The organism is Sphingobium sp. WCS2017Hpa-17, from assembly GCF_031843765.1.
In the GTDB taxonomy this organism is placed as follows: domain Bacteria; phylum Pseudomonadota; class Alphaproteobacteria; order Sphingomonadales; family Sphingomonadaceae; genus Sphingobium.
In genome coordinates, this window is sequence record NZ_JAVTIV010000002.1 from 41,978 (window position 1) to 64,383 (window position 22,406).

21 protein-coding genes are annotated in these 22,406 nt (G+C 64.3%); 13 read left to right on the forward strand and 8 right to left on the reverse strand.

All coding sequences use genetic code 11. The annotated features are described in order from the left end of the window. The first annotated feature begins 105 nt into the window (after nucleotides 1-105). The 6 genes from RQH62_RS04550 (at nucleotide 106) to RQH62_RS04575 (ending at nucleotide 6,910) form a co-directional block, all read left to right on the forward strand. Complete coding sequence (locus RQH62_RS04550; protein WP_311267566.1) at nucleotides 106-963, forward strand: GNAT family N-acetyltransferase; 858 nt, start codon at nucleotides 106-108, stop codon at nucleotides 961-963. Further along, nucleotides 960-2,423, forward strand: a complete 1,464-nt coding sequence (locus tag RQH62_RS04555) for an NAD-dependent succinate-semialdehyde dehydrogenase (RefSeq protein ID WP_311267567.1) — start codon at nucleotides 960-962, stop codon at nucleotides 2,421-2,423. Before RQH62_RS04550 ends, RQH62_RS04555 begins: the two co-directional genes overlap by 4 nt. Before the next feature lie 70 nt (nucleotides 2,424-2,493). After that, nucleotides 2,494-3,570 carry a tartrate dehydrogenase gene (locus RQH62_RS04560; protein ID WP_311267568.1) on the forward strand — a complete coding sequence of 359 codons (1,077 nt, stop codon included), beginning with the start codon at nucleotides 2,494-2,496 and terminating at the stop codon, nucleotides 3,568-3,570. 276 nt (nucleotides 3,571-3,846) lie between these two features. Next, nucleotides 3,847-5,235, forward strand: a complete 1,389-nt coding sequence (locus tag RQH62_RS04565; RefSeq protein ID WP_311267569.1) for an aspartate aminotransferase family protein — start codon at nucleotides 3,847-3,849, stop codon at nucleotides 5,233-5,235. Nucleotides 5,236-5,254: 19 nt separating this feature from the next. Continuing rightward, nucleotides 5,255-5,749 carry an Lrp/AsnC family transcriptional regulator gene (locus tag RQH62_RS04570; protein WP_066855158.1) on the forward strand — a complete coding sequence of 165 codons (495 nt, stop codon included), beginning with the start codon at nucleotides 5,255-5,257 and terminating at the stop codon, nucleotides 5,747-5,749. Nucleotides 5,750-5,764: 15 nt separating this feature from the next. Continuing rightward, complete coding sequence (locus tag RQH62_RS04575; RefSeq protein ID WP_311267570.1) at nucleotides 5,765-6,910, forward strand: M20 aminoacylase family protein; 1,146 nt, start codon at nucleotides 5,765-5,767, stop codon at nucleotides 6,908-6,910. Between the two features lie 105 nt (nucleotides 6,911-7,015). Here the strand turns inward: RQH62_RS04575 and RQH62_RS04580 are convergent, their stop codons facing one another. Genes RQH62_RS04580 through RQH62_RS04600 form a run of 5 tightly spaced genes read right to left on the reverse strand, consistent with a single transcriptional unit; the run spans nucleotide 7,016 to nucleotide 11,002 of the window. Further along, nucleotides 7,016-7,990, reverse strand: coding sequence for a copper resistance protein B (locus RQH62_RS04580; protein ID WP_311267571.1), 975 nt, complete (start codon nucleotides 7,988-7,990; stop codon nucleotides 7,016-7,018). Continuing rightward, nucleotides 7,987-9,726, reverse strand: coding sequence for a copper resistance system multicopper oxidase (locus tag RQH62_RS04585; protein WP_311267572.1), 1,740 nt, complete (start codon nucleotides 9,724-9,726; stop codon nucleotides 7,987-7,989). Before RQH62_RS04585 ends, RQH62_RS04580 begins: the two co-directional genes overlap by 4 nt. Nucleotides 9,727-9,750: 24 nt before the next feature. After that, nucleotides 9,751-10,308: a sigma-70 family RNA polymerase sigma factor gene (locus RQH62_RS04590; RefSeq protein ID WP_311267573.1), complete on the reverse strand. Its 558-nt coding sequence runs from the start codon at nucleotides 10,306-10,308 to the stop codon at nucleotides 9,751-9,753. Further along, nucleotides 10,305-10,742 (reverse strand): periplasmic heavy metal sensor, encoded by a 438-nt coding sequence (locus RQH62_RS04595; protein ID WP_311267574.1) that lies wholly within the window; start codon nucleotides 10,740-10,742, stop codon nucleotides 10,305-10,307. The genes RQH62_RS04590 and RQH62_RS04595 overlap by 4 nt, the downstream gene beginning before the upstream one ends. Continuing rightward, nucleotides 10,739-11,002, reverse strand: coding sequence for a hypothetical protein (locus tag RQH62_RS04600; RefSeq protein ID WP_311267575.1), 264 nt, complete (start codon nucleotides 11,000-11,002; stop codon nucleotides 10,739-10,741). The genes RQH62_RS04595 and RQH62_RS04600 overlap by 4 nt, the downstream gene beginning before the upstream one ends. Before the next feature lie 156 nt (nucleotides 11,003-11,158). Here RQH62_RS04600 and copC point away from each other — a divergent pair, with 156 nt between their 5' ends. Together copC and copD are read left to right on the forward strand one after the other, a co-directional pair. Next, complete coding sequence (gene copC / locus RQH62_RS04605; RefSeq protein WP_311267576.1) at nucleotides 11,159-11,533, forward strand: copper homeostasis periplasmic binding protein CopC; 375 nt, start codon at nucleotides 11,159-11,161, stop codon at nucleotides 11,531-11,533. Nucleotides 11,534-11,539: 6 nt separating this feature from the next. Continuing rightward, nucleotides 11,540-12,397, forward strand: a complete 858-nt coding sequence (copD, locus tag RQH62_RS04610; protein WP_311267577.1) for a copper homeostasis membrane protein CopD — start codon at nucleotides 11,540-11,542, stop codon at nucleotides 12,395-12,397. Between the two features lie 40 nt (nucleotides 12,398-12,437). On the opposite strand, the gene RQH62_RS04615 is transcribed toward copD, so the two are convergent. From RQH62_RS04615 to RQH62_RS04625, 3 genes are all read right to left on the reverse strand, one after another. Next, on the reverse strand, nucleotides 12,438-13,157 hold the full coding sequence (locus RQH62_RS04615) for a cupin domain-containing protein (protein WP_311267578.1): 720 nt from the start codon (nucleotides 13,155-13,157) through the stop codon (nucleotides 12,438-12,440). A gap of 115 nt (nucleotides 13,158-13,272) precedes the next feature. Further along, nucleotides 13,273-15,795, reverse strand: a complete 2,523-nt coding sequence (locus RQH62_RS04620; RefSeq protein WP_311267579.1) for an FtsX-like permease family protein — start codon at nucleotides 15,793-15,795, stop codon at nucleotides 13,273-13,275. Next, a complete protein-coding gene (locus RQH62_RS04625; RefSeq protein WP_311267580.1) occupies nucleotides 15,792-16,493 on the reverse strand; it encodes an ATP-binding cassette domain-containing protein in 702 nt (233 codons plus the stop codon). Before RQH62_RS04625 ends, RQH62_RS04620 begins: the two co-directional genes overlap by 4 nt. Between RQH62_RS04625 and RQH62_RS04630 the strand changes: the two genes are divergently transcribed. The 5 genes from RQH62_RS04630 to RQH62_RS04650 all read left to right on the forward strand — a co-directional run bounded on the left by RQH62_RS04630 (nucleotide 16,492) and on the right by RQH62_RS04650 (nucleotide 22,291). Continuing rightward, on the forward strand, nucleotides 16,492-17,214 hold the full coding sequence (locus RQH62_RS04630; RefSeq protein WP_311267581.1) for an arylesterase: 723 nt from the start codon (nucleotides 16,492-16,494) through the stop codon (nucleotides 17,212-17,214). The genes RQH62_RS04625 and RQH62_RS04630 overlap by 2 nt on opposite strands. Beyond that, nucleotides 17,211-18,257, forward strand: coding sequence for an oxidoreductase (locus RQH62_RS04635; RefSeq protein ID WP_311267582.1), 1,047 nt, complete (start codon nucleotides 17,211-17,213; stop codon nucleotides 18,255-18,257). The genes RQH62_RS04630 and RQH62_RS04635 overlap by 4 nt, the downstream gene beginning before the upstream one ends. 19 nt (nucleotides 18,258-18,276) lie before the next feature. Further along, entirely contained in the window at nucleotides 18,277-19,671 is a 1,395-nt protein-coding gene (locus RQH62_RS04640) for a carboxylesterase family protein (protein WP_311267583.1), read from the forward strand. A gap of 413 nt (nucleotides 19,672-20,084) precedes the next feature. Beyond that, the gene (locus tag RQH62_RS04645; protein ID WP_184274238.1) at nucleotides 20,085-21,278 is read left to right on the forward strand and encodes an AAA family ATPase; all 1,194 of its coding nucleotides are present in this window, start codon (nucleotides 20,085-20,087) and stop codon (nucleotides 21,276-21,278) included. After that, nucleotides 21,275-22,291: a ParB/RepB/Spo0J family partition protein gene (locus tag RQH62_RS04650; protein ID WP_311267584.1), complete on the forward strand. Its 1,017-nt coding sequence runs from the start codon at nucleotides 21,275-21,277 to the stop codon at nucleotides 22,289-22,291. The genes RQH62_RS04645 and RQH62_RS04650 overlap by 4 nt, the downstream gene beginning before the upstream one ends. The last annotated feature ends 115 nt before the right edge of the window (nucleotides 22,292-22,406 follow it).

The window sequence follows — 22,406 nt, forward strand, 5'->3', positions numbered from 1 at the left end:
CGGGGCGAAGGCAGCAGCCAATGCTTGGAGCGGGCTCCTAATGTCCGACTACTGATTCCAAAAGTAAGGCAGGCGGGCATCCCTTTCCCGCCAAGGAGCAAGCGCATGGCGACAGGCATAGAGGCGATGGTGGACTTACGGCGGATGACCGTCGATGATCTGGCCGCCGCCCATATACTATCGAGCGAACAGAAATGGCCCCATCGAATCGAGGATTGGGAAATGCTGTTCGGCCTGGGCTTCGGTTATGTCGTGGAGCGCGATGGTGACGTGATCGGCACGGCGATGGCGTGGCTCTATGGTGATAACGCCGCAACATTGGGCATGGTCATCGTGTCGCCCAGGGCGCAGGGCATGGGCCTTGGCCGCCGGCTGATGGAAGCCGTGCTGGGCGATCTGGGCGACCGGACCGTGCTGCTGAACGCCACCGATGAGGGCGCCCCGCTCTATCGCAAGCTGGGGTTCGAGTCGATCGGGCCGGTGTTCCAGCATCAGGGCGCAGCCTTTGCCGTGCCGATGGCCGAACTGATCCCTGATGAGCGGGTGCGGCCGCTGGGCGCGAAGGACATGCCGACGCTCCATGCTCTCGCCCGCCGCGCCACCGGTATGGATCGCGATGCACTGCTCGACGCGCTGGTGCCCGGCGCGCAGGGCGTGGTGCTGACCCGTTGCAACGAGCCAGTGGGGTTTGCGCTGTTCCGTCGTTTCGGCCGGGGCTATGTCGTTGGGCCGACGGTCGCGCCGGATACAGGTGGCGCGAAGGCGCTGATCTCGCACTGGCTGGGCTCCAACAGCGGGATGTTCTGTCGTCTCGACATCCCGGAAGAAAGTGGCCTTGGCGGCTGGCTCGACGAACTGGGCCTGCCCTGCGTAGGCCGTGTCATGCGCATGGTACGCGGTCCCGCGCCCGCCAGCGATCCGTCGATCACGACTTTCTCTCTGACCACACAGGCGCTCGGATGACCCTCCCCCTCAGCAACCCCGCCCTCTTCATCGAACGCGCCTTCATCGGCGGCGCGTGGGTCGGCGCGACGTCCGGCGCGAGCGTGCCGGTGGACAATCCCGCGACCGGCGCGATCATCGGTACCGTGCCCGATTGCGGCGAGGCCGACACGCTGGTCGCGATCGCCGCAGCAGAGGCGGCTTTCCCTGCGTGGAAGGCGCGCACGGCAGCCAATCGCGCCGCCATATTGGAACGCTGGCACACTCTGGTGCTGGACAATGTCGCAGACCTTGGCCGGATCATGACTGCGGAACAGGGCAAGCCAATCGCGGAAGCCGAAGGCGAGATCCGCTACGCCGCCAGCTTCGTCAAATGGTTTGCCGAGGAAGCTCGCCGGGTCGAAGGCGGGATCATTCCCGCACCGGAAGCCAATCGCCGCATATTGGTGATGAAGGAACCGGTCGGCGTGTCGGCAGCGATCACGCCATGGAACTTCCCGGCGGCGATGATCACGCGCAAATGCGCGCCGGCTTTGGCAGCAGGATGTCCGGTGGTGGTCAAGCCGTCCGACCTGACGCCCTTTACCGCGCTGGCGCTGGCAAAGCTGGCGGAGGAAGCGGGCGTGCCGGCGGGCGTGTTCAATGTCGTGACGGGCATGCCGACCGCGATCGGCGGCGCGCTGACCGCGAGCCCGGTGGTGCGTAAATTGTCCTTCACCGGATCGACCCGCATCGGCGCGCTGTTGATGCGGCAATGCGCCGATACCATCAAGCGGGTGAGCTTCGAACTGGGCGGCAATGCGCCGCTGATCGTGTTCGACGATGCCGATGTCGATGTCGCCGTCGCCAGCGCGATGGTCAGCAAGTTCCGGAACGCCGGCCAGACCTGCGTCTGCGCAAACCGCATTTTGGTGCAGGATGGCGTCTACGACCAGTTTGCCGAAAAACTGGCCAAGTCCGTCAGCGCGCTGAAGGTCGCGCCGGGCGATATGGCGGGCAGCACGATCGGGCCGTTGATCAACGCAGCGGCTGCCGAGAAAGTGAAGGCGCATGTCGAGGATGCGCTGTCCCATGGCGCCACTCTGTTCGCGCAGGCGCCCAATGATGCGGCCGGCGATCGGTTCGCCACCCCCGTGATCCTGACCGGAGCGACGCGGGACATGCGGCTGGCTGAGGAAGAAACATTCGGTCCGGTCGCCCCACTGTTCCGCTTCACCCACGAAGAGGAAGGGATCGAGCTGGCCAATGCGACCAGCTATGGTCTGGCCGCCTATTTCTACACCGAGAATCTTCACCGCGCCTTCCGCGTGGCGGAGCGGCTGGAGGCCGGCATGGTCGCGCTCAACAGCGGGGCGATCGCCATGGAGGTGGCGCCGTTCGGCGGGGTCAAGATGTCGGGCCTGGGTCGCGAAGGCGCGCATGCCGGGATCGAGGAATATCTGGAAACCAAGGCGTTCCATATTGCCGGTTTGAAACTCTGAATTGTTTTCACCCCTGATTTCCAAAGACAGAAGCGCACTTTTACAGGTTGAGCGCGAACGGGAGGTTTTTATGTCCACCAACCGCAATTACGCCATTTCCGTCATCCCCGGCGACGGGATCGGCAAGGAAGTCATGCCCGAAGGCATTCGCGTGCTGGAGCGCGCGGCGAGCCTTTATGGCTTCGCCATCAAGCAGAAGTGGCAGGATTTCGCCTGCTGCGACTATTATGCCAAACATGGCCAGATGATGCCCGACGACTGGAAGGCGCAGATCGGCAATCCCGATGCGATCTTCTTCGGTGCTGTGGGCTGGCCCGATACGGTGCCCGATCATATCTCGCTCTGGGGTTCGCTGCTCCAGTTCCGGCGCGAATATGACCAATATGTCAATCTGCGCCCTGTTCGGCTGATGCCGGGCGTGCCTTGCCCGCTGGTTGGGCGCGAGCCGGGCGATATCGACTTTTGGGTCGTGCGCGAAAATACCGAGGGCGAATATAGTTCGGTCGGTGGCAAGATGTTCCCCGGCACGCCGCGCGAAGTCGTCATTCAGGAAACGGTGATGACCCGCCATGGCACCGACCGGGTGCTGCGCTATGCGTTCGAGCTGGCGGCGACACGGGACCGCAAACATGTCACATCGGCCACCAAGTCCAACGGCATCGCCATCACCATGCCTTGGTGGGACGAGCGGGTGGAGGAGATGGCGAAAAACTATCCGACCGTCACCCATGACAAATATCATATCGACATTTTGACGGCGCAGTTCGTGCTGAACCCGGACCGGTTCGACGTGGTGGTCGCGTCCAACCTGTTCGGCGATATATTGTCCGACCTTGGCCCGGCCTGCACCGGCACGATCGGCGTCGCGCCATCGGGCAATATCAATCCAGATCGCACCGCGCCCTCTCTGTTCGAGCCGGTCCATGGGTCGGCGCCCGATATCGCTGGCAAGGGTATCGCCAATCCGGTTGGGCAAATCTGGTCTGCGGCGATGATGCTGGAGCATTTGGGCGAAGCTGAAGCTGCCGCCGCGATCATGCGCGCGGTGGAAACGGTGCTGGCGGAACCGGGCCTGCGCACCGGCGACCTCAAAGGCAAAGCCAATACCGAACAGTGCGGCAAGGCAATCGCCGACGCGCTGGCGTGAAATAGGAAATCGCGCGCTTAACTTCGCACATTTCCCGCAAGTTCAGACATTTTATTGCGCTGGATTGATCCTATCGCAAAGCGCTATGGAGGGCCGTCCTATCGGGGCGGCCCTTTTGCTCACCTATCAAAAAAGCGCCTTGTAGGACAGCGGCAGATTATGCCGCCCGGCTTCGCGATTATGTGATGAGAAGGTTGCCGATCGGTGCATATCAGGCTTTCGCTCTGCGGCATGCGGTTAGGCTGAACCCCAAGACCCACAATGGCGAGCCTGCTGATGACTCTGCAATCCAACCGGTCCTTGCTGGACATCGACCGTGACCACTTGATCCACCCCGTCACCTCCTTCCGCGGGCATGAGGCGCATGGCGCGCTGCTGCTGGAAAGCGGCAAGGGCATGTGGCTGAAGGATATGGACGGCAAGGAACTGCTGGATGCCTTTGCCGGCCTGTGGTGCGTCAATGTCGGCTACGGCCAGGACAGCATTGCCGAGGTCGCGGCCGAGCAGATGCGCCGCCTGCCCTATGCCACCGGCTATTTCCATTTCGGCAGCGAGCCGGCGGTGCGGCTGGCGCAAAAGCTGGTAGACCTCAGCCCCGAAGGGCTGGACCATGTCTATTTCACGCTGGGCGGGTCGGACGCGGTGGATAGCGCCATCCGCTACATCACCCATTATTTCAACGCGATCGGCAAGCCGGCCAAGAAGCAGTGCATCGCATTGGAGCGGGGCTATCACGGGTCTAGCACGACCGGTGCGGGCCTGACCGCGCTGGCCAATTTCCATCGCGGTTTCGACCTGCCGCTGCGCTGGCAGCATCATATCCCGTCGCCTTACCCCTATCGCAGCGATCTGGAAGGCGACAACGCCGCGATCGTCGCCCGGTCGGTACAGCAATTGAGGGACAAGGTGGCAGAACTGGGCGCGGACAAGGTCGCCGCCTTTTTCTGCGAACCGATCCAGGGATCAGGCGGCGTGATCGTGCCGCCAGTGGGCTGGCTGAAGGCGATGCGCGACGCATGTACCGAACTCGACATCCTATTCGTCACCGATGAAGTGATCACCGGTTTCGGTCGCACCGGCCCTATGTTCGCCTGCGAAGCGGAGGATGTCACGCCCGACCTGATGACGCTCGCCAAGGGACTGACCGCCGGTTATGTGCCGATGGGCGCAGTGCTGATGTCTGACACCATCTATCAGGGCATCGCCAATGGCGCGGCGCCCGAAGTCGTGATCGGCCATGGCGCGACCTATTCGGGCCATCCCGTCAGCGCGGCTGTGGGTCTGGAAGTGTTGCGCCTCTATACCGATGGCGGCATCCTGGCAAACGGGCAGAAGGTCGCCGCGCGGTTCGACGCCGGCATGGCGGGCCTGAAGAATCATCCGATGGTCGGCGACACGCGCGGGCGCGGCCTGCTGGGCGCGATCGAACTGGTGAGCGACAAGAGCAGCAAGGCGCGGTTCGATCCGGCGCTGAAGCTGGCCGACCGGCTGTTTACCAAAGCCTATGAAAACGGGGTTATTTTCCGCGCCTTTGCCGACAATATCATCGGCCTGGCCCCGGCGCTGTGCGCATCGGACGGAGAGATGGACGAGATATTCGCGCGCATCGCCAAGACGCTGGACGATCTGCTCGAAGAAGCCGATATTCGCGCGGCGGTGAGATAAGAGACGGGGAGCAAGGCATATGTTGGGCGGACCCAGACTGGACAGGATCGACCTCAAGATCCTGACGCAACTTCAGCAATCAGGCCGCATCACCAATGTCGAACTGGCCGACGCGGTCGGCCTGTCGCCCAGCCCCTGCCTGACGCGGGTGAAACGGCTGGAAAAAGCCGGCTACATCACCGGCTATGGTGCGCACATCAACCTGCACAAGCTGGGCGAATATCTGACCGTCTTTACCGAGGTGACGCTGACCGAGCATCGCGCCGGCGATTTTTCCCGGTTCGAGACGCGTATCCGCAAGCTGGACGAAATCGTCGAATGCCATCTAGTCAGCGGCGGATATGATTATCTGCTGAAATTCGTGACGCGCGGCGTGGCGCATTATCAGTCGATCATCGAAGGCATGCTGGAGAGCGACTACGGCATCGAGAAATATTTCAGCTATGTCGTCATCAAGTCGCCTTTCATCAAACATCACTACCCGATCCAGCATCTGTTCGGGGAACAGAGATAGGTTTATCCTTTACCCATGACCGACATCGCTGACCTGATCGAACCGCTCGTCGCCCTTCGCCGCGACATCCATGCCCATCCCGAACTCGGCTTCTGCGAGCATCGCACCGCGGGAAGGATCGCCGAGCAACTGCGCGCGCTGGGGCTGGATGTGCATGAGGGGATCGGCAGGACCGGCGTGGTCGGCGTGTTGCGCAACGGGACGTCTTCGCGCAGCATCGGCTTGCGGGCGGACATGGATGCGCTGCCGATCCATGAGCAGACCAACCTGCCTTATGCCAGCACGACGCCCGGCACTTTTCATGGCTGCGGCCATGACGGGCATGTAGCGATGCTGCTCGGTGCTGCGCAGCAATTGACGCGCAGCCGCAATTTCGACGGGACGATCAACTTCTTCTTCCAGCCGGCCGAGGAAGGCCAGGGCGGCGCGCGGGAAATGGTGAAGGAAGGGCTGTTCGAACGCTTCCCGTGCGACCGGGTGTTCGGGCTGCATAATTGGCCCGACCTGCCCGCCGGCACGATCGCCACGCGGCCCGGCCCGATCATGGGCGCGGCCGACAAGTTCGAGATCAAATTAGAGGGGCGCGGTGGCCATGCCGCTATCCCACAGGATACGCCCGACGCCATTCTTGCTGCAGCAGCATTGGTGCAGCAATTGAATGCCATCGTATCGCGCAGGATAGCGCCGACATCGTCGGCCGTGCTGTCCATCACCCAGATTCATGGCGGACATACGCATAATGTGATCCCCGAAGTCGTGACGATTTCGGGGACGGTGCGCACCTTCGATGCTGCGGTACAGGATCGCATCGAAGAGTCCATTCGACAGGTTGCGGCGGGTGTGGCGCTGGCCGGCGAATTGACCGCGCGCGTCGATTATCAGCGCTATTATCCCGCGACGATCAACGATGCGGAGGCCGCGCAGGAAGCGCTGGCCGCCGCCGCGAGCGTGGGCGAGGCGCAACTGGCGCCCGATCCCGCCTTCACGTCCGAAGATTTCGCCTTCATGCTGCAAGCCTGCAAGGGCGCCTACATCTGGCTGGGGCAGGCGAAGCCCGAGGGGTCGGTGCCGCTGCATAATCCGCATTATGACTTCAACGACGATGTGCTGGCGCTGGGCATCAAGCTGCATGTCGCGCTGGCAGAGCGGCATCTAGATTAATGGCTTGACGTTCCCCGGCGCAGGCCGGGGTCCAGTCCCATGCTCTCAACTGGACCCCGGCCTACGCCGGGGAACGCTACATGTAGCAGCGCCCTTGACCAGACATCAGAACCAGAAGCGGATGCCCATCACCAGACTGGTGGCCGACGCCCGCTCCCCCGCCGCGCGGGCGTAGCGGGCGGTGTCGCCGAAGCTGCGTTCCCAGTTGACGCCAATGTAAGGCGCAAATTCGCGGGCAAATTCGTAGCGTAGCCGCAGGCCCAGTTCGATATTGGACAGGCCCGAACCGATGCCCAGTTCCGGTACGTCCTGCGCCGCGATATTCACTTCGGCGGCGGGTTGCAGGACGAGGCGCTGGGTGATGCGCTGGTCATAGCTGCCCTCGGCGCGGACATGGACGTCGCCCTTGTTCGACAGGAACGCCTGCGCCTCCACCTCGAACCAGTAGGGGGCAAGGCCCTCTATGCCGACCGTCGCGTAGGTACGCTGGGGCTGCGGCCGGAAATCCTGACGGACGCCGCCAACGATGTTCCACCAGGGATCGATGGCGCGGCTGTAGAGCGCCTGGAGTTCGGCGCTTTCGAGCGCACCGCCGACATCGCCCTCCCCTTCCGACTTGATGGCGAGGCGGTGGATGTCGCCGCCGATCCAGCCTTCACCCTCCCAATGATAGCCGTCGCCGCCCTTTTGCGCGCGATATTCGAGCCGGTCGATCATCAGTTGCGAGAAGGTCATGCCGCCGCTTTCCTTGAACATGGCGGCGCGGGCGCGGGCCATGACGGCGGGATCGTAAAAGGCCTCCGCGGCATGGTCGGTCGGGACCGGAGGCGCGACGCCCTTTGGCACGCTGTTGCCCGATGCGGACATGGCGTGACCGGCATGAGGGTTGGCGGGTTGATCCGGCGCGGGGGCATCAGCCGGCTGCGCCGGCTGTTCCTGGGCTGGCGGCATCTGGTGCGCGCTGTGGTCCATCTGGCCATTGTCCATAGTGCTGTGATCCATCTGCGGATCGGTCTGGGCCAGCACCGGCATGGGGGTGCCGGAGAGCAGCAGCGCGGCAGAGGCGATCAGGCGATTCATGCGGCGTCCTCCCCATGACGAACCGTGACGACACGCATCATCCCCGTGTGCATGTGCATCAGCATGTGACAGTGGAAGGCCCAGTCGCCCAGAGCATCGGCGGTGAGGTCGAAGCTGATCTTGCCGCCGGGCAGGACATTCACCGTATGCTTGCGCGGATTGTGGGTCGGGTCGTCGCCAGTCAGCAACTGGAAGAAATGGCCGTGAATATGGATGGGGTGGGGCATCATCGTATCATTGATGAGCGTGACCCGCACGCGCTCCATATGGCGGAAGGCGATCGGCTCCGCCCCATCCGACAGCTTCACCCCGTCGAAGGACCACATATAGCGCTCCATATTGGCGGTCAGGTGGATGTCGAGCGAGCGGGTCGGCGTGCGAATATCCTCGTTCGGTTCCAGCGCGCGCAGATCGGCATAGGTGAGGACGCGATGGTCGACATCCTCCAGTCCCGTCGGCCGGTCGGCGGTGCGATCGGCCGGCATGGAGGACAAGGTCGCGACCCCCGGCCCCATCGGTACATCCGGCGCGACCGAAGGATCGAGCATCTTCATGCTGTGGCCGGACATGCTTTCATTCGCTGGCTGGCTGAGGTCGATCACGCCGCCCTGCCCCATATCCATGCCGGACATGTCCATCCCCATATCCTTCATGGTCAGCAGCGGACGCTGGCGCAGGTCGGGAATGGGCGCAACCATGCCGATCTGCGGCGCGAGCGTGGCGCGGACCTGGCCCGAACGGTCGATCGCCTCGGCAATCAGGCCATAGGCTTTCGCTTCGGTCGGCTGGACGATGACGTCGTAGGTTTCGGCGATGCCGATCTGGAACTCGTCGGTTTCGACCGGCTGGACATGCTGGCCGTCGCACTGGACCACGGTCATCGGCAGGCCGGGCAGGCGGACGTTGAAATTGGTCATGGCCGAGGCATTGACGATGCGCAGGCGCACCCGCTCGCCCGGCGCAAAAAGCCCGGTCCAGTTTTCCGGCGTGCCATGGCCGTTGATGAGGAAGCTGTAGGTGGAGCCGGTGACATCGGAAATGTCGGTGGGGTCCATGCGCATCGCGCCCCAGTCCAGCCGGTCCTTGAGCTTCTGGTCCTTGCCCGCGAGCAGGCCGGCGAGCGTCTGACGCTGGAAATTATGATAGCCGCCCATCTGCTTCAGGCGCTTCAGTAGCACATGGGGGTGGACCGGCGACCAGTCGGCCAGCACGATCACATGTTCGCGGTCGGACTGAACCGGATCGACGCCGGCGGGGTCGATGACGATCGGGCCATAATGACCCATCGCCTCCTGCATGCCCGAATGGCTGTGATACCAATAGGTGCCCGACTGACGGATCGGGAAATCATAGGTGAAGGTTTCGCCCGGCCGGATGCCGGGAAAGCTGACGCCCGGCACACCATCCATCTGGAAGGGGACGATCAGGCCGTGCCAGTGGATCGACGTGTCTTCCTTGAGATTATTGGTGACGGCCAGCTGGACCCGCTGCCCTTCCTTCAGGCGGATGAGCGGCGCAGGGACGGTACCGTTGATGGTGATGGCATGGGCCGAGCGGCCGCCGGTGCCGAAATGGCTGTCGCCCACGGTGAGCGCGATGCGGTCGCCCGACAGGACGCCCGGTGCGGGATGGAGGCCGGCGGTGCCGCTGCGCGCCCAGGCAGGGAAGGCCCCGGCCAGCGTCAGCGCGGCGGCGCCTTTGAACAGGGTGCGGCGATCAAGGGACAGGTCGGTCATGCCCCTTCATACGCGGGCGATGCGTCAATCCCTCAAAATTTCAGTCAGTTTTGCGCGGGCGCGGTAGAGTCGGGTTTCGACCGCCTTTTCGGTGACGCCCAGCACTTGGGCTGCTTCGGCCTGGCTCATCTGTTCGATCGTGCGGAGCAGCAACACGTCCCTCAGATTGGCCGGCAGCGCGGCGATGGCGGCATTGATGCGGGCGACTTCCTGACCTGAGCGGGCGGCGTCCTCCGGCGTGGCACCCGTGTCCGCAATGTCGAGCGCATCGTCGATGGGTTTGGCGAAGGTAAAGAAACGACGGACGGTACGGCGGCGCGCCCAGTCGCGGCATTTGTTGAGCGTGATGCGCGCGATCCAGACGCGAAACGGGCGCGATCCATCATAGCGGGCGAGCGCGGCGAAGGCGGCGACGAAGCTTTCCTGCGTGATGTCGAGCGCTTCGTCGGCGTCGCCGATCGCCCCGCGCGCCAGCCGATAGACGGCATCGCGGTGCCGCTGCATCAGCGCGCCATAAGCGGCCTGATCCCCGGCCAGCGCGCGAGTGGCCAGTACGCGATCATCGGGATGGGCTTTCGTCACCGGGCCGGCTGGGTCAGCGCCTTGACGATCGCGGCGTCGAACTGGGCCGCCTGATCGGGGCGAAGGACGCCGCGCATCGCAAAGATGTGCTGGAGCGTTTCCTTTTGCAGCTGGCCCATGACATGATGCGATCGATCGACCGCTTCCGCCACTTTGGGGCCATAGCCATGTTCCGCTTCGATCGCGGCGGCGAGCCGTTGATTGTCAGCGCGCATTTCCGCCTCCAGCGCTTCGCGGCGCTTGGCGAAGGCAGCCTCCAATGCATGAATGCGTTGTTCCTGCGCGCTATCGAGCGTCAGCCGCTGGTGCAGCAGGGCATGGACTTCGCTTTCAACGCGCGGTTCGGGCGCCAGCCAGATGCGGGCAACCAGCACGGCAGCCAGCGCAGCGGCAAAGGCCACCAGCGCGACCCAGATATAACGCCGGCCGCTCATTGGCCGAGCAGGCGGGACGGCGCATAGTCGGACATGCCGATCGGCATCGGTGCAGCTTGTGCCGGCGCGCCGGGCACGATGCTGCCGGCCCAGCCGATGCCGATCGCCAGCAGGCCGGCCAGCATCAGGCTGCGCCGGGCCATCGCCCGGTCGCGCCGCAGGGCAAGGCCGCCCATCACCGCCGCGTCCATATCCGCCAGGCGCGCGTCGGTCGGCATCGCCCGCACCGCGCCCAGCAACTGATCCAGATCGCTCATCATATTATCTCCATCCTTCCCCCCGCATACGCGCCGGAAGCGCCGACCCCTCATATCGGCGCGGCAGAAAAAATTATGCGCATGGGTCGAGGGGTGCGGCAAGTCCATGCGTAATTGTCCTGAACATCCTACCTGAATACCCCTGATGGAGATTGCCCCATGACCCGTTATTTCCTGACCGCCGCTGCCGCCCTTGCCCTGGCACTGCCCGGCGTCGCCGCTGCCCATAGCAAGCTGGTGTCGTCCAACCCGGCCGCCAACGCGACCGTCGCCAAGCCGACCAAGCTGACGCTGACCTTCTCCGAAACCTTCCTGGCGCCGATGAGCGGCGCGGAGCTGGTGATGACCGGCATGCCGGGCATGGCCGATCATCCCGCGATGCCGATCAAGGGCTTCAAGACCGACGTCAACGGCAAGACCATGACCCTTACCTTCCCGCGCGCGCTGCCCGCCGGCAGCTATGACATCAAGTGGCACATTGTCGGCGCCGACCAGCACAAGATGGAAGGCGGCTACAGCTTCAACGTGAAGTAAGAGCCGATGACCGAGGGGGCGCTGATCGGGGCGCGCTTTGCGCTGATGATCGACCTTGCCTTGCTCATGGGCCTGCCGCTCTTCTGGTGGGCGATGGGCATGGCGGGGCGGAAAGCCATGCTGGCGGTGCTGGCGCTGGGCGGCATGGGGCTGTCAGCGCTATGGCTGCTGGCCAGTGCCGCCGCCATGACCGGCACGCCGATCAGCAACCCCGACTGGGCCAGCGCGCAGATATTGCTGACCATGACGCCGATCGGCCCGGTGCTGGCAGTGCGCGGGGTGGCCTTGCTGCTGGTGCTGGTCTGCCTGATCCTGCCGCAGGGCCTTCGGGTCGCACTGATCCCTGCGGCGGTCGGGGCGGCAACGCTGGCCTGGACCGGCCATGCCGGCGCGACCGAGGATATGGCCGGTATGCTTCACCGGACGGCCGATGTCGCCCATATATGGGCGGCGGCTGGCTGGGTCGGGGCGCTGGCGGTGCTGCTCCATGCAGTGGTGACGCTGCGCCATGATGTACGGCGGGTGGCCGCCATGTTGAGCGGCTTCGCCCTGATGGGGACGCTGATCGTCGCGACCCTGATCGTCAGCGGCGCGGTCAATCTGATGATGATCGTCGGGCTGGCAGAGCTGCCGGCGCTGGCAAGCAGCCATTATGGCCTGTTGCTGGGCGCCAAGCTGGCGCTGTTCGGACTGATGCTGGGGCTGGCGGCGGTGAACCGCTGGCGGCTGACGCCCCTGCTGGAACGCGGCGAGACACAGCGCGCCATTGCCCATTTGCGATTGTCGCTGGGGATCGAAACCGGGGCTGCGCTAGCGATCATCGGGCTGATCGCCTGGCTGGGCACGCTCGATCCGATGGGATGAGATTGCGGGGATGCGCCGTGAAGGGCATCCCCGCAATTTGTCAGGCCGGGCGGTAGATGCAGTAGACCTTCTTCACATGCACCTGGCTGTCCCAGCTGCATTGCGCGCCCTGTTCGACCAGGAAGATGTCGCCCTTGTGGAAGGTGCCTTCATCCCCGGCCTCATCGACGAAGGTGACGCTGCCGTCGAGCAGATACATGAGTTCGAAGTGGCGATAGGCCATGGCGCGGCGATAATAGGGCGTCGAATCCCAGGTGCCGACCATATATTCGCCGTCGTCCGACTTGTAATCGCCATGGTTGCGGCATTGAGGGGTCGGGCCGACCAGCAGTTCGGCGAGCGGCGCGCCCGACGGTTCCAGCGGCGCGCCGGTATCAACCGGGATGATCGCGCCATTGCCAGCCGGGCCGCCGCTGCGGCGCATGAAGAGGATGCGGGCATCGGCATCGGTGGACCAGTCAAAGGCCGCACCATCACGGAGCAGCAGGCTTTCGCCTTCGGTCAGGGCGTAGCTCTTGCCGCCCTGTTCGATGCGGACCGCGCCGGATTCCACGATGATGAACTCCTCGCCGGTCAGGGCCGATACGCTGCCGCTGCCCTGCGGCAGACGGATCAGGCCGGCGCTGATCGGCCCGTCCGCCAGCGGCAGGGCCGCGCGGGCGGCAAGAAAAGCGTCGTCGCTGGCGGGAGAGACGGTCGCGCCTGCGGCCCATTGGCGCAGGTCGATGAAGGAGCGGATTTGCGAAGCGGTGCTGGTCATGCCGGCCTTTTCCTGTGCTGGACGAAGGCGGCAGGATAAAAGGGGCGGCGCGGCAGGAGGCACCGATCGCGGCAGGATATGCCGCGATCGGTGCCGTTTGCGGCGGCGGCGGCCGTTACAACTGCCGCAGCGCGCGGGCCGGGCGGATAGACATCAGCGGGATCGCGCCGGCCAGGCCGATGCCGAGCGTCAGCAATGCGCCGCCGCCCAATGTCGCCAGCACCACCGCCCAGTCAGGTTGCCATTGAAATTCGAAGATGCGCACGATCACGAACCATGCCGCGGTCAGGCCAAGGCCCAGCGCAACCAGCGCCAGCATGGCGGCGAGCAGGCCATATTCGATCGCCTGCCCGGCGAGTATCTGCCAGCGAGTCGCGCCCAGCGTCTTCAATATCACGCTGTCATAGCTGCGCGCGGCGCGGGAGGCGGCGATCGCGCCGACCAGCACGGCAATGCCTGCCAGGATCGCGACCGAGGCAGCGGCGACGATGGCACGCGACATTTGGGTCATGATGGTGCCGACCTGATCGATCACATCGCCCACACCGATCACCGAGACGCCGGGGAAGGCGGACAGCAAGGCGCGGGTCATGGCGGCGTCGTGGCGCGCGTCCATGGTAATGGTCGCGGTCAGGCTGTGCGGGGCGGCGGACAATGTGTTGGGGGAAAAGACGAGGATATAGTTGAAGCCCATCGTGTCCCAGTTGACCTTGCGCAGCGAGGCGATGCGCGCGGTGATTTCCCGGCCGAGGATGCTGACGGTCAGCGTGTCGCCGATGCCGACGCCCATGATCTTCGCCGCTTCCTCGTCCAGCGAGACGAGCGGCGGGCCGGCATAGGTGCGCGGCCACCATTGGCCTGCGGTCAGGTCGCTGCCCTGCGGCAGGGCGTCGCTATAGGTGACGCCGCGCTCTCCGCGCAGGAACCAGGCGCCTTCGGGCAATTCCTTCAGGTCCGCGACCCGCTGATCGCCATAGGCGACGATCGTGCCGCGCAGGGCGGCGACGATGTTGAGCTGCGCCTCGGGCGCTTGTTCCAGCGTGATGGCGCGGAACCGATCACGCGATGTGGATGGGATATCGAGGACGAACTGGTTGGGCGCCTTTTCCGGCACGACGTTGCGGATTTCGCGGTCGAGGCTGGTCTGAATGCCGGCCAGCGTCACGAACAAGGTGAGTGCAAGGCCGAGCGCCACGATCAGCGCGGCGGTCTGCGCGCCGGGGCGATGGAGATTGGCCAGCGCGAGGCGCAGCAGGGGGCGGCGCGGACGCGGGGCGAGCAGGGCAAGGCGGCGGACCGCCCAGCCGAGGCCGAGCAGCAGCAGCAGCACCGCCGCCGTCGCGCCGAGCACTGCCGCCGAGAAGAGCGGCTCGCGCGCGGTCAACAAGGCCAGCGCGACGAGCAGCCCCCCTGCCCCGGCCATGGCGATCAGACTTCGGCGATCTAAACCGCCGCCTGTTTCCACCGCGCCGCGAAAGATGGCGGCGGCGGGCTGGGTGCGGGCGCGACCGAGCGGCGGGAAGGTGAAGAGGAAGGCGATGAGCAGGCCATAAGCGGCGCTGGTGACGAGCGGCAACGGATGGAGGCGGAAGCCGGGGCTGACCGGCAACACATCGCCCGCCAGCGCGACAATCAGCGGCGGCAGCAGCGCGCCGACGATCAGGCCCGCGCCAATGCCGAGCAGGGCGACCGCGCCGACCTGCATGCGATAGATGCGGCCAATATCGGCGGAGGTCGCGCCCAGCACTTTGAGCGTAGCAATGCCGCCGCGCTTGCCGGCCAGATAGGAGGCAACGCCGTTGCTGACGCCGATGCCGGCGATGACGAGGGCGGCCAGGCCGATCAGCGACAGAAATTGGCCCATGCGTTCGATGAAGCGATTGGCGCCGGGTGCGGCGCGATCCTTGTCCTTGAAAGTCCAGCCATCGCTGGCATGCGCCTTTTCCATGTCGGTGCGGACGGTCACGGCATCGAAGCGAGGGTTCAGGCGGATGCGATATTTGGCGGCATAGAGGCTGCCGGGCTGGATCAGGCCGGTGCGGCGCAGCCCGTCCATAGAGACGATCGCGACCGGGCCGAGGGTAAAGCCTTCGCCGAGGCGATCGGGCTCGTCGGTGATGATGCCCGCAATGGTGAAATCGGCGGTGCCGTAGCGCAGCCTGTCGCCGGGTCGGACGTCCAGTCGCTGCGCCAGTGCGTCACCGATGAGGATATGGTCGGGATCGAGCGGACTATAGATACCGTTTTTTAGCGCGAGCGTGCCGTAGAGCGGATAGGCGCCGTCGACGCCCTTCAATTCGGTGAGGATGGCGGGCGGCGCGTCGCCCCTGCCCTGCCCGGCCCGCTGCGCCATGGCGCGCAGGCGGACGGTTTCGCTCAATGTGCCGAGCTGGCGGAAGGCTTCCTTGTCGCCAAGACGGGCTTCGCGTTGGGTCATGGCGATTTCAATGTCGCCGCCCAATAGATTGCGGCCACGGTCGCTCAATTCCTGTGTGATGGCAGCGGTCAGGCTGCCGATCGCCGCCAGGGTCGCCACGCCCAGGAACAGGCAGAGAAAGAGAAGGCGCAGGCCGCGAAAGCCCAGATGCAGGTCGCGCCGGGCGATGCGCCAGCTGGCGCGCCAATCCAGGGCATTCATGCGGCGCGGTCCGAGACGATCAGGCCGTCGCGCATTTCCACGATCCGGCCGCAGCGCTGCGCCAGCACCGGATCATGGGTGATGATGATGAGGGTCGCGCCCGCCGCCGCCTGCCGTTCGAACAGAAGGTCCATGATGGTGGCGCCGGTGGTCGCGTCCAGATTGCCGGTCGGTTCGTCGGCGAACAACAGGGTCGGGCGCGGCGCGACGGCGCGGGCGATGGCGACGCGCTGCTGCTCGCCGCCAGACAGTTGCGCGGGATAATGGTCGAGCCGATGGCCGAGGCCGACGGCGCGCAGTTCGTCGGCCGCGCGATCGAAGGCGTCGGCATGGCCGGCCAGTTCCAGCGGCACGGCGACATTTTCATGCGCGGTCATGGTGGGCAGCAGGTGGAAGCTTTGCAGGATGATGCCGATGCGGCCACGGCGGGCCTGCGCCAGTGCGTCCTCATCCAGCGCGCCGAAATCGACGCCGCCCACGCTGACGCTGCCGCCGCTCGCCCGTTCCAGCCCCGACAAGACCGCCATCAGCGAACTTTTGCCCGATCCCGATGCGCCCAATATCGCGAGGCTTTCGCCGCGCAAGATGGTGAGATCGACACCCTTGAGGATCGCCACCGGCGCTTCGCGCGTTCCAAGCGAGAGGGTGACATCCTGCGCGCGGATCGCGATAGTGGCGGGATCGATGGGCAAATGCATGAAGAAGGAGCGCTCCTTGGCGGGCAGATGGATGCAATATGGGGCGTTGGCGCTGTTTGTCCAACTGGCGGTGGCCTGTTCGGATAAAACACCTGTGCCGCCACCCGCCGGCAACGATGCGCAGGCGGTCAATCAGGCAGCGGCAGCGGTCCCAGCGGCCGGCGAGCGGCTGGTGGTCGCGTTCGGCGACAGCCTCTATGCCGGCTATAATCTGGATCAGGACAAGGGGCTGGCGCCGGTGCTGGAAAAGGCGCTGACGGCGCGCGGGGTGAAGGCGCGGGTCGTCAATGCCGGGGTGTCGGGCGATACGACTGCGGCGGGACTGGCGCGGCTGGCCTTCACGCTGGACGGGCTGCCGCGCAAGCCCGACCTGATGCTGGTGGGATTGGGCGGCAATGACATGCTGCGGGGGCTGTCCCCAGCCGAGACACGCAGCAATCTGGACGCGATATTGGCGGAGTTGCAGAAGCGCGGCATTCCGGTTCTGCTGACGGGTATGCTGGCGTCGCCCAATATGGGGCCGGACTATGCCGCCGCCTTCAACCTCATCTACCCCGAACTGGCGCGCAAATATAAGGTCGGCCTTTATCCCTTCATGCTGGACGGGGTGATCGGCGAGCGGGCGCTGCAACTGCCTGACGGCATCCATCCCAATGACGAGGGCGTGGCGGTGATCGTTGGCAAGCTGGCGCCGGTGGTAGCCGGAGCATTGAAGCCGTGAGCGCGCTGATCAGGGTCGGCCTGATCGGCTATGGCATGGCCGGGCGGGTGTTCCATGCGCCACTGATCCGGGCGGCGTCGACGCTGGATCTGGTGGCGATCGCGACCAGCCGGGCGGAGGAAGTGGCCGCGCTCGATCCCGCGATCCGCTGCATGGATACAGCGGCCTTGCTGGCCGATCCGGCGATCGACCTGATCGTAATTGCGACACCGAGTGCGACACATGCAACGCTTGCCGCAGACGCGCTGCGGGCCGGCAAGCATGTGGTGGTGGACAAGCCGTTTGCGCTGACGCTGGCAGAGGCGCGCGATCTGGAGCGGCTGGCGGGAGCCAGTGACCGGCGATTGAGCGTGTTCCACAATCGGCGGTTCGACGGCGATTTCCTGAGTATCCGCACCGCCATCGAAGAAGGGCTGGTCGGGCGCGTCAGCCATTTCGAATCCCATTTCGACCGCTTCCGCCCGGAAGTACGCGACCGCTGGCGCGAGGATGGATCGCCCGGATCGGGGGTGTGGTTTGACCTCGGCCCGCATCTGGCCGATCAGGCGCTGGCCTTGTTCGGCCGGCCGCTGGCGGTGAGCGCTGACATTGTTGCGCTGCGTCCCGGATCGGCGGCGGACGACTGGGCCCATGTCGTGCTGCATTATGACGGGATGCGCGCCGTGCTGCATGCCAGCCTGAATGCGCCGGGCGGCGACATGGGCGGCAGTCCCCGCTTTGCCGTGCATGGCAATAAAGGGTCGCTCATCAAGCGACGGCTCGATCCGCAGGAGGCGCAATTGATCGCCGGCCTGCGACCGGGCGATAGCGGATGGGGCGTCGATGCCGATCCGGTCGAATGGCATGACGGATCGGGCGGCGTAACGCTGCGCCCGGCAGCGACGGGGTGTCAGGAGCAATATTATGAGAGGCTGGGCGCGGCCCTGTTGACCGATGGCGTCCTGCCGATTGCGCTTGAAGAAGCGGTCGCAGTGCAGGAAATCATCGAAGCAGCGCTGCGATCGGCGCGGGAACAAAGGGTAGTGGCCTTGCCCCTGCCCTGACGAACGGGAGAGACGGAATATGCGCTTTCGCTTGGGCATGATGCTATTGGCCACGGCGCTGTCCGGCTCCGCCGTGCAGGCGCGCACCGCGACCGCCGATCCGGTCGTCACGATCGCAGACGGCGCGCTGCGCGGTGTGAGCGTGGATGGCGTGGTCGCCTTTAAGGGCATCCCTTTCGCGGCGCCGCCCGTGGGCGACCTGCGCTGGCGCGCGCCGCAAAACGTGGCCCGCTGGCAGGGGATTCGCGATGCCAGCCAATATGGCCATGACTGCATGCAACTGCCCTTCCCCAGCGATGCCGCGCCACTGGGCACCCCGCCCGCCGAAGACTGCCTCTATATGAATATATGGAAGCCGGCGGCGGCCAAGGCCAAGCTGCCGGTGATGGTGTGGATCTATGGCGGCGGCTTCGTGAATGGCGGATCGTCGCCGCCGACATATGCCGGCACGGCGCTGGCACGGCAGGGGATCATGGTGGTCAGCTTCAACTATCGGCTCGGCCGGTTCGGCACCTTCGCCCATCCAGCGCTTACCAAGGCGGATGCAGACAAGGGGCTGCTCGCCAATTACGGCTATATGGATCAGATCGCAGCGTTGCGCTGGGTGCAGGCGAACATTGCGGCCTTTGGCGGCGATCCGGCCAATGTCACGATTATCGGCGAAAGCGCAGGCGGCATGTCTGTTCATGCACTGCTGACATCGCCGATGGCGCAAGGGCTGTTCCAGAAGGCGGTGATCCAGTCGGGCGGACCGATGCCGATGGGCGATGCGACATTGGAGGCGGCCGAGAAGATCGGCGCCACGTTCGGCGGCAAGAAGGGGATTGCCGTCGATGACCCGGAGGCCGCCGCAAAGCTGCGCGCGCTGCCGGCGGATGCTATTGTCGACGGGTTGAATCTGGCCGCCCTGTTTGCGCCCGGCCCGCGCACCCACAGCAGCCCGATCGCAGACGGCCAGATCGCGGTCGACAGCCTTGCCGCCTATCAAGCCGGCCGCTTCGCTAAAGTGCCGGTGATGATCGGTGCGACCAGCGACGATATTGGCGGGCCGACCGGCCCGATGGTGACGGGCGCCCGGTCCATGGCGGAAATGTTCGCAGGGCAAAATGTGCCGATCTATTATTATCGCTTCTCCTATGTGGCGCAGGCGCTGCGCAACGCCGACACCAAGGGGGCGGGGCATGCGAGCGAAATTCCCTATTTTTTCGACACCGTCGGAATCAAATATGGTGCCGCGACGACGGCCCGTGACCAGACCATCGGCCGGCTGGCGAGCGGATATCTGGTCAATTTCGTGAAGAAGGGTGACCCAAACGGGGCCGGGCTGCCCGCCTGGAAGACCTATGCACCCACCGCCGGGACAGTGCTGGATATCGGCACAGAGGGCAATGCAGCCGTCATGCCAGATCCTTGATCGGCTGGAATTTCAGCGTGTTATCAAGTCTCACCAGACGTACTTTCGGATTCATCCCGGCGTGTTATCAGTGCCGTTCCATCGTGCGATCAGTTTGTGTGCCTGTTCTGCGAATCGGTGGATTTGAGCCGGAAATCGCCGTTCCGTGTTGATGCTAATCCGTCTAATCTCCTCATAAAAATCTCTAATGCGCCTTTGCCGCATGAATTTTGGCATGGTTAGAGGTTGAAGGGCTGTCAGATGGCGCCCATCCTTCCCCTAGCCCCTTATCTCATCGGTTGTGTTTAAACGTGACGCAGCGCAGTAAGGAGGCGACTCCGGATGCGTGATCGAGCAAGTTTGACTTTCAAGGCGAAATAAGCGCATTAAACGCCAACCAGTTTTGCCGTCATGATTCGACTATGAGGGGCGCCATGTCGTTTACCGTCAACACGCTGCGTAACGTCACTACGGCGTGCCAGCAAATGCGCGATCATATCAAGACGATCGTGTTCCGTCCCGATACGCGAAAGACGCTCGACATCACTTTCGGCCCGACCGTCGCTGCCGAACTGATCGGCCGCACGCCCGAAGCACTGGCCAAGGCGGAGGCCAAAGGCCGCCTGCCCCAGCCCAAGCAACTGCCCAACGGTCGCCGCTATTACACGCTGGAAGACCTGACTCAAATTCGCGAAGCGCTGGGCATTCATGTCGGCAAGCAGCCGGATGAGGATGCCGTCGTGCTGGCGGTGCAGAATTTCAAGGGTGGCGTCGGCAAGAGCACGATCACAAAGCATCTGGCGGACTATCTGGCGCTGCATGGCTATCGTGTTCTGGTGATTGATTGCGATCCACAGGCATCAACCACGACCATGTTCGACATCCAGCCTGAGACACTGATCGACGACGAACAGACGCTCGGCACGTTCCTGTCACCACGCAGCACCTTCAGCGATTTTGCCCAGACGATCCGTGATACGCCCTGGCCCACGATCAAGATCGTGCCCTCCAGCCTGGGTCTGCAGGACGCGGAATGGGATCTGACATCCACCCTGCGCGAAGGCGGACAGGCCGTCCGCGAAAGTTTGCAGGCACTGCGTATCGGTATAGCCAGTGTGGCCAAGGATTTTGATGTAATCCTGCTCGACCCACCGCCAGCCATGGGCTTTCTGGGCCTCAATGTGATGGCGGCCGCGACCGGTCTGCTGATCCCTGTGCCGGCGCGCCAGCTCGATTATCTGTCGACCATCCATTTCATGGACACGATCGCGGACAATATCGAAATCCTCGAACAGAATGGCACGCCGGTCAATTACGGCTTCATTCGCGTGGTCTGTTCCACATTCTCTCCCAGCAAGCCGGGCGAGAATGACATGTGGCGGATCATGCAGGCGACCTATGCGGGCCTTCTGCTGGGGCAACCGATCCTGGCGTCCGAAGAGATCAAGAATGCGACCCAGGCTTTCCGGTCCATCTATGAATCCAAGCCCTCCGCCTCGCACCAGACCTATATGCGATGCCGCGACAATCTCGACGCGGTGTTCGGCGAAGTCGAGCAGCAGATTCGCCAGCAATGGGCATCGACCAGCCTGACCGGCGCTGATGCCGGCGTGAGTGTTGCGGCATGAGCCGGCGGTCGCTGATCAGTGAGGCGCTCGCCTCCGTGCCGGCCGAACCGATTGCGGCACCTGATCCGGTAACCGGTGAGGCTGCGCCCGGTCGCGTCAACTTCACCAACAAGCGGCTGGAGGCCTTTGGCGAGGCCGCCCGAATCGTGAAGCGACCAACCATCAGGCTGAAGCCGGCAGAATGTTCGATCTGGCCAGGCAACGCACGCGACTATTCGCTGCTGGACGAACATCGGCTGCGCAGCCTGATCGATTCGATCCTGGCCGAAGGCGGCAACCGTATTCCGGCGGTGGTACGGCGCACGCCCAATGGCCCCCTGCCCTATGAGCTGGTCACGGGGACGCGGCGGCATTGGGCCATCAGCTGGCTCAATGCCAATCATTATCCCGACATCGACCTGATCGCGATCATCGAGGATCTGGATGACGAGGCGGCCTTCCGACTGGCCGACATCGAAAATCGCGAGCGCGAGGATATCTCCGATCTGGAGCGCGGCCTCAACTACAAGGCGGCGGTCGATCGCTTTTATGGCGGTGTGCAGTTGCGCATGGCCGAGCGGTTGAAAATCTCCAAGTCGCAGCTGTCGCGCTATATCGCGTTGACGGACATTCCGCCCTTCCTGGTCAGCGCCTTTCATTCGCCGATGGATTTGCAGGCCAAATATGGCGAGAAGCTTTTGCCGTTGCTGCGCGACCCTGCGAGCAGGACAAAGCTGGAGGCGGCGGCCGACCAGATTGCTTCCGAACAAAGTTTCCGTCGGTCGGGCGATGAACAACCGATCGCGGGCGCTGAGGTGATGGGGCGTTTGCTCAAGGCGATGACAGCCAAGGGACGCGTGCAGAAGGCAGCGATTGCGGGCAGCAATGGCAAGCCGATCGGTGAGGTGGTGAAGGATCAGCAAAAGATTTTGACGCTGACGCTGACCCCCTCCGACCTGTCGACCGATGCCATACTGGAAGCGTTGCGGCCAGTGATCGAGGCCGCACGCATTCGTGGCGCAAAGCGCCGATAGAAGGACGCCTTGCGCGGACGAAAAGCTGAAAATAGAGGAATAAGTCTTATATTTCAGTTTGTTATGTTGATTTCCCCCCGGGGGGACAGCGGAATGGGATGATATAGGGTGGTGA

Coding starts and splice junctions, on each gene's coding strand:
- RQH62_RS04550 (WP_311267566.1), top strand. CDS start 106: ATGGCGACAGGCATAGAGGCGATGGTGGACTTACGGCGGATGACCGTC.
- RQH62_RS04555 (WP_311267567.1), top strand. CDS start 960: ATGACCCTCCCCCTCAGCAACCCCGCCCTCTTCATCGAACGCGCCTTC.
- RQH62_RS04560 (WP_311267568.1), top strand. CDS start 2,494: ATGTCCACCAACCGCAATTACGCCATTTCCGTCATCCCCGGCGACGGG.
- RQH62_RS04565 (WP_311267569.1), top strand. CDS start 3,847: ATGACTCTGCAATCCAACCGGTCCTTGCTGGACATCGACCGTGACCAC.
- RQH62_RS04570 (WP_066855158.1), top strand. CDS start 5,255: ATGTTGGGCGGACCCAGACTGGACAGGATCGACCTCAAGATCCTGACG.
- RQH62_RS04575 (WP_311267570.1), top strand. CDS start 5,765: ATGACCGACATCGCTGACCTGATCGAACCGCTCGTCGCCCTTCGCCGC.
- RQH62_RS04580 (WP_311267571.1), bottom strand. CDS start 7,990: ATGAATCGCCTGATCGCCTCTGCCGCGCTGCTGCTCTCCGGCACCCCC.
- RQH62_RS04585 (WP_311267572.1), bottom strand. CDS start 9,726: ATGACCGACCTGTCCCTTGATCGCCGCACCCTGTTCAAAGGCGCCGCC.
- RQH62_RS04595 (WP_311267574.1), bottom strand. CDS start 10,742: ATGAGCGGCCGGCGTTATATCTGGGTCGCGCTGGTGGCCTTTGCCGCT.
- RQH62_RS04600 (WP_311267575.1), bottom strand. CDS start 11,002: ATGATGAGCGATCTGGATCAGTTGCTGGGCGCGGTGCGGGCGATGCCG.
- copC (WP_311267576.1), top strand. CDS start 11,159: ATGACCCGTTATTTCCTGACCGCCGCTGCCGCCCTTGCCCTGGCACTG.
- copD (WP_311267577.1), top strand. CDS start 11,540: ATGACCGAGGGGGCGCTGATCGGGGCGCGCTTTGCGCTGATGATCGAC.
- RQH62_RS04615 (WP_311267578.1), bottom strand. CDS start 13,157: ATGACCAGCACCGCTTCGCAAATCCGCTCCTTCATCGACCTGCGCCAA.
- RQH62_RS04620 (WP_311267579.1), bottom strand. CDS start 15,795: ATGAATGCCCTGGATTGGCGCGCCAGCTGGCGCATCGCCCGGCGCGAC.
- RQH62_RS04630 (WP_311267581.1), top strand. CDS start 16,492: ATGAAGAAGGAGCGCTCCTTGGCGGGCAGATGGATGCAATATGGGGCG.
- RQH62_RS04625 (WP_311267580.1), bottom strand. CDS start 16,493: ATGCATTTGCCCATCGATCCCGCCACTATCGCGATCCGCGCGCAGGAT.
- RQH62_RS04640 (WP_311267583.1), top strand. CDS start 18,277: ATGCGCTTTCGCTTGGGCATGATGCTATTGGCCACGGCGCTGTCCGGC.
- RQH62_RS04645 (WP_184274238.1), top strand. CDS start 20,085: ATGTCGTTTACCGTCAACACGCTGCGTAACGTCACTACGGCGTGCCAG.
- RQH62_RS04650 (WP_311267584.1), top strand. CDS start 21,275: ATGAGCCGGCGGTCGCTGATCAGTGAGGCGCTCGCCTCCGTGCCGGCC.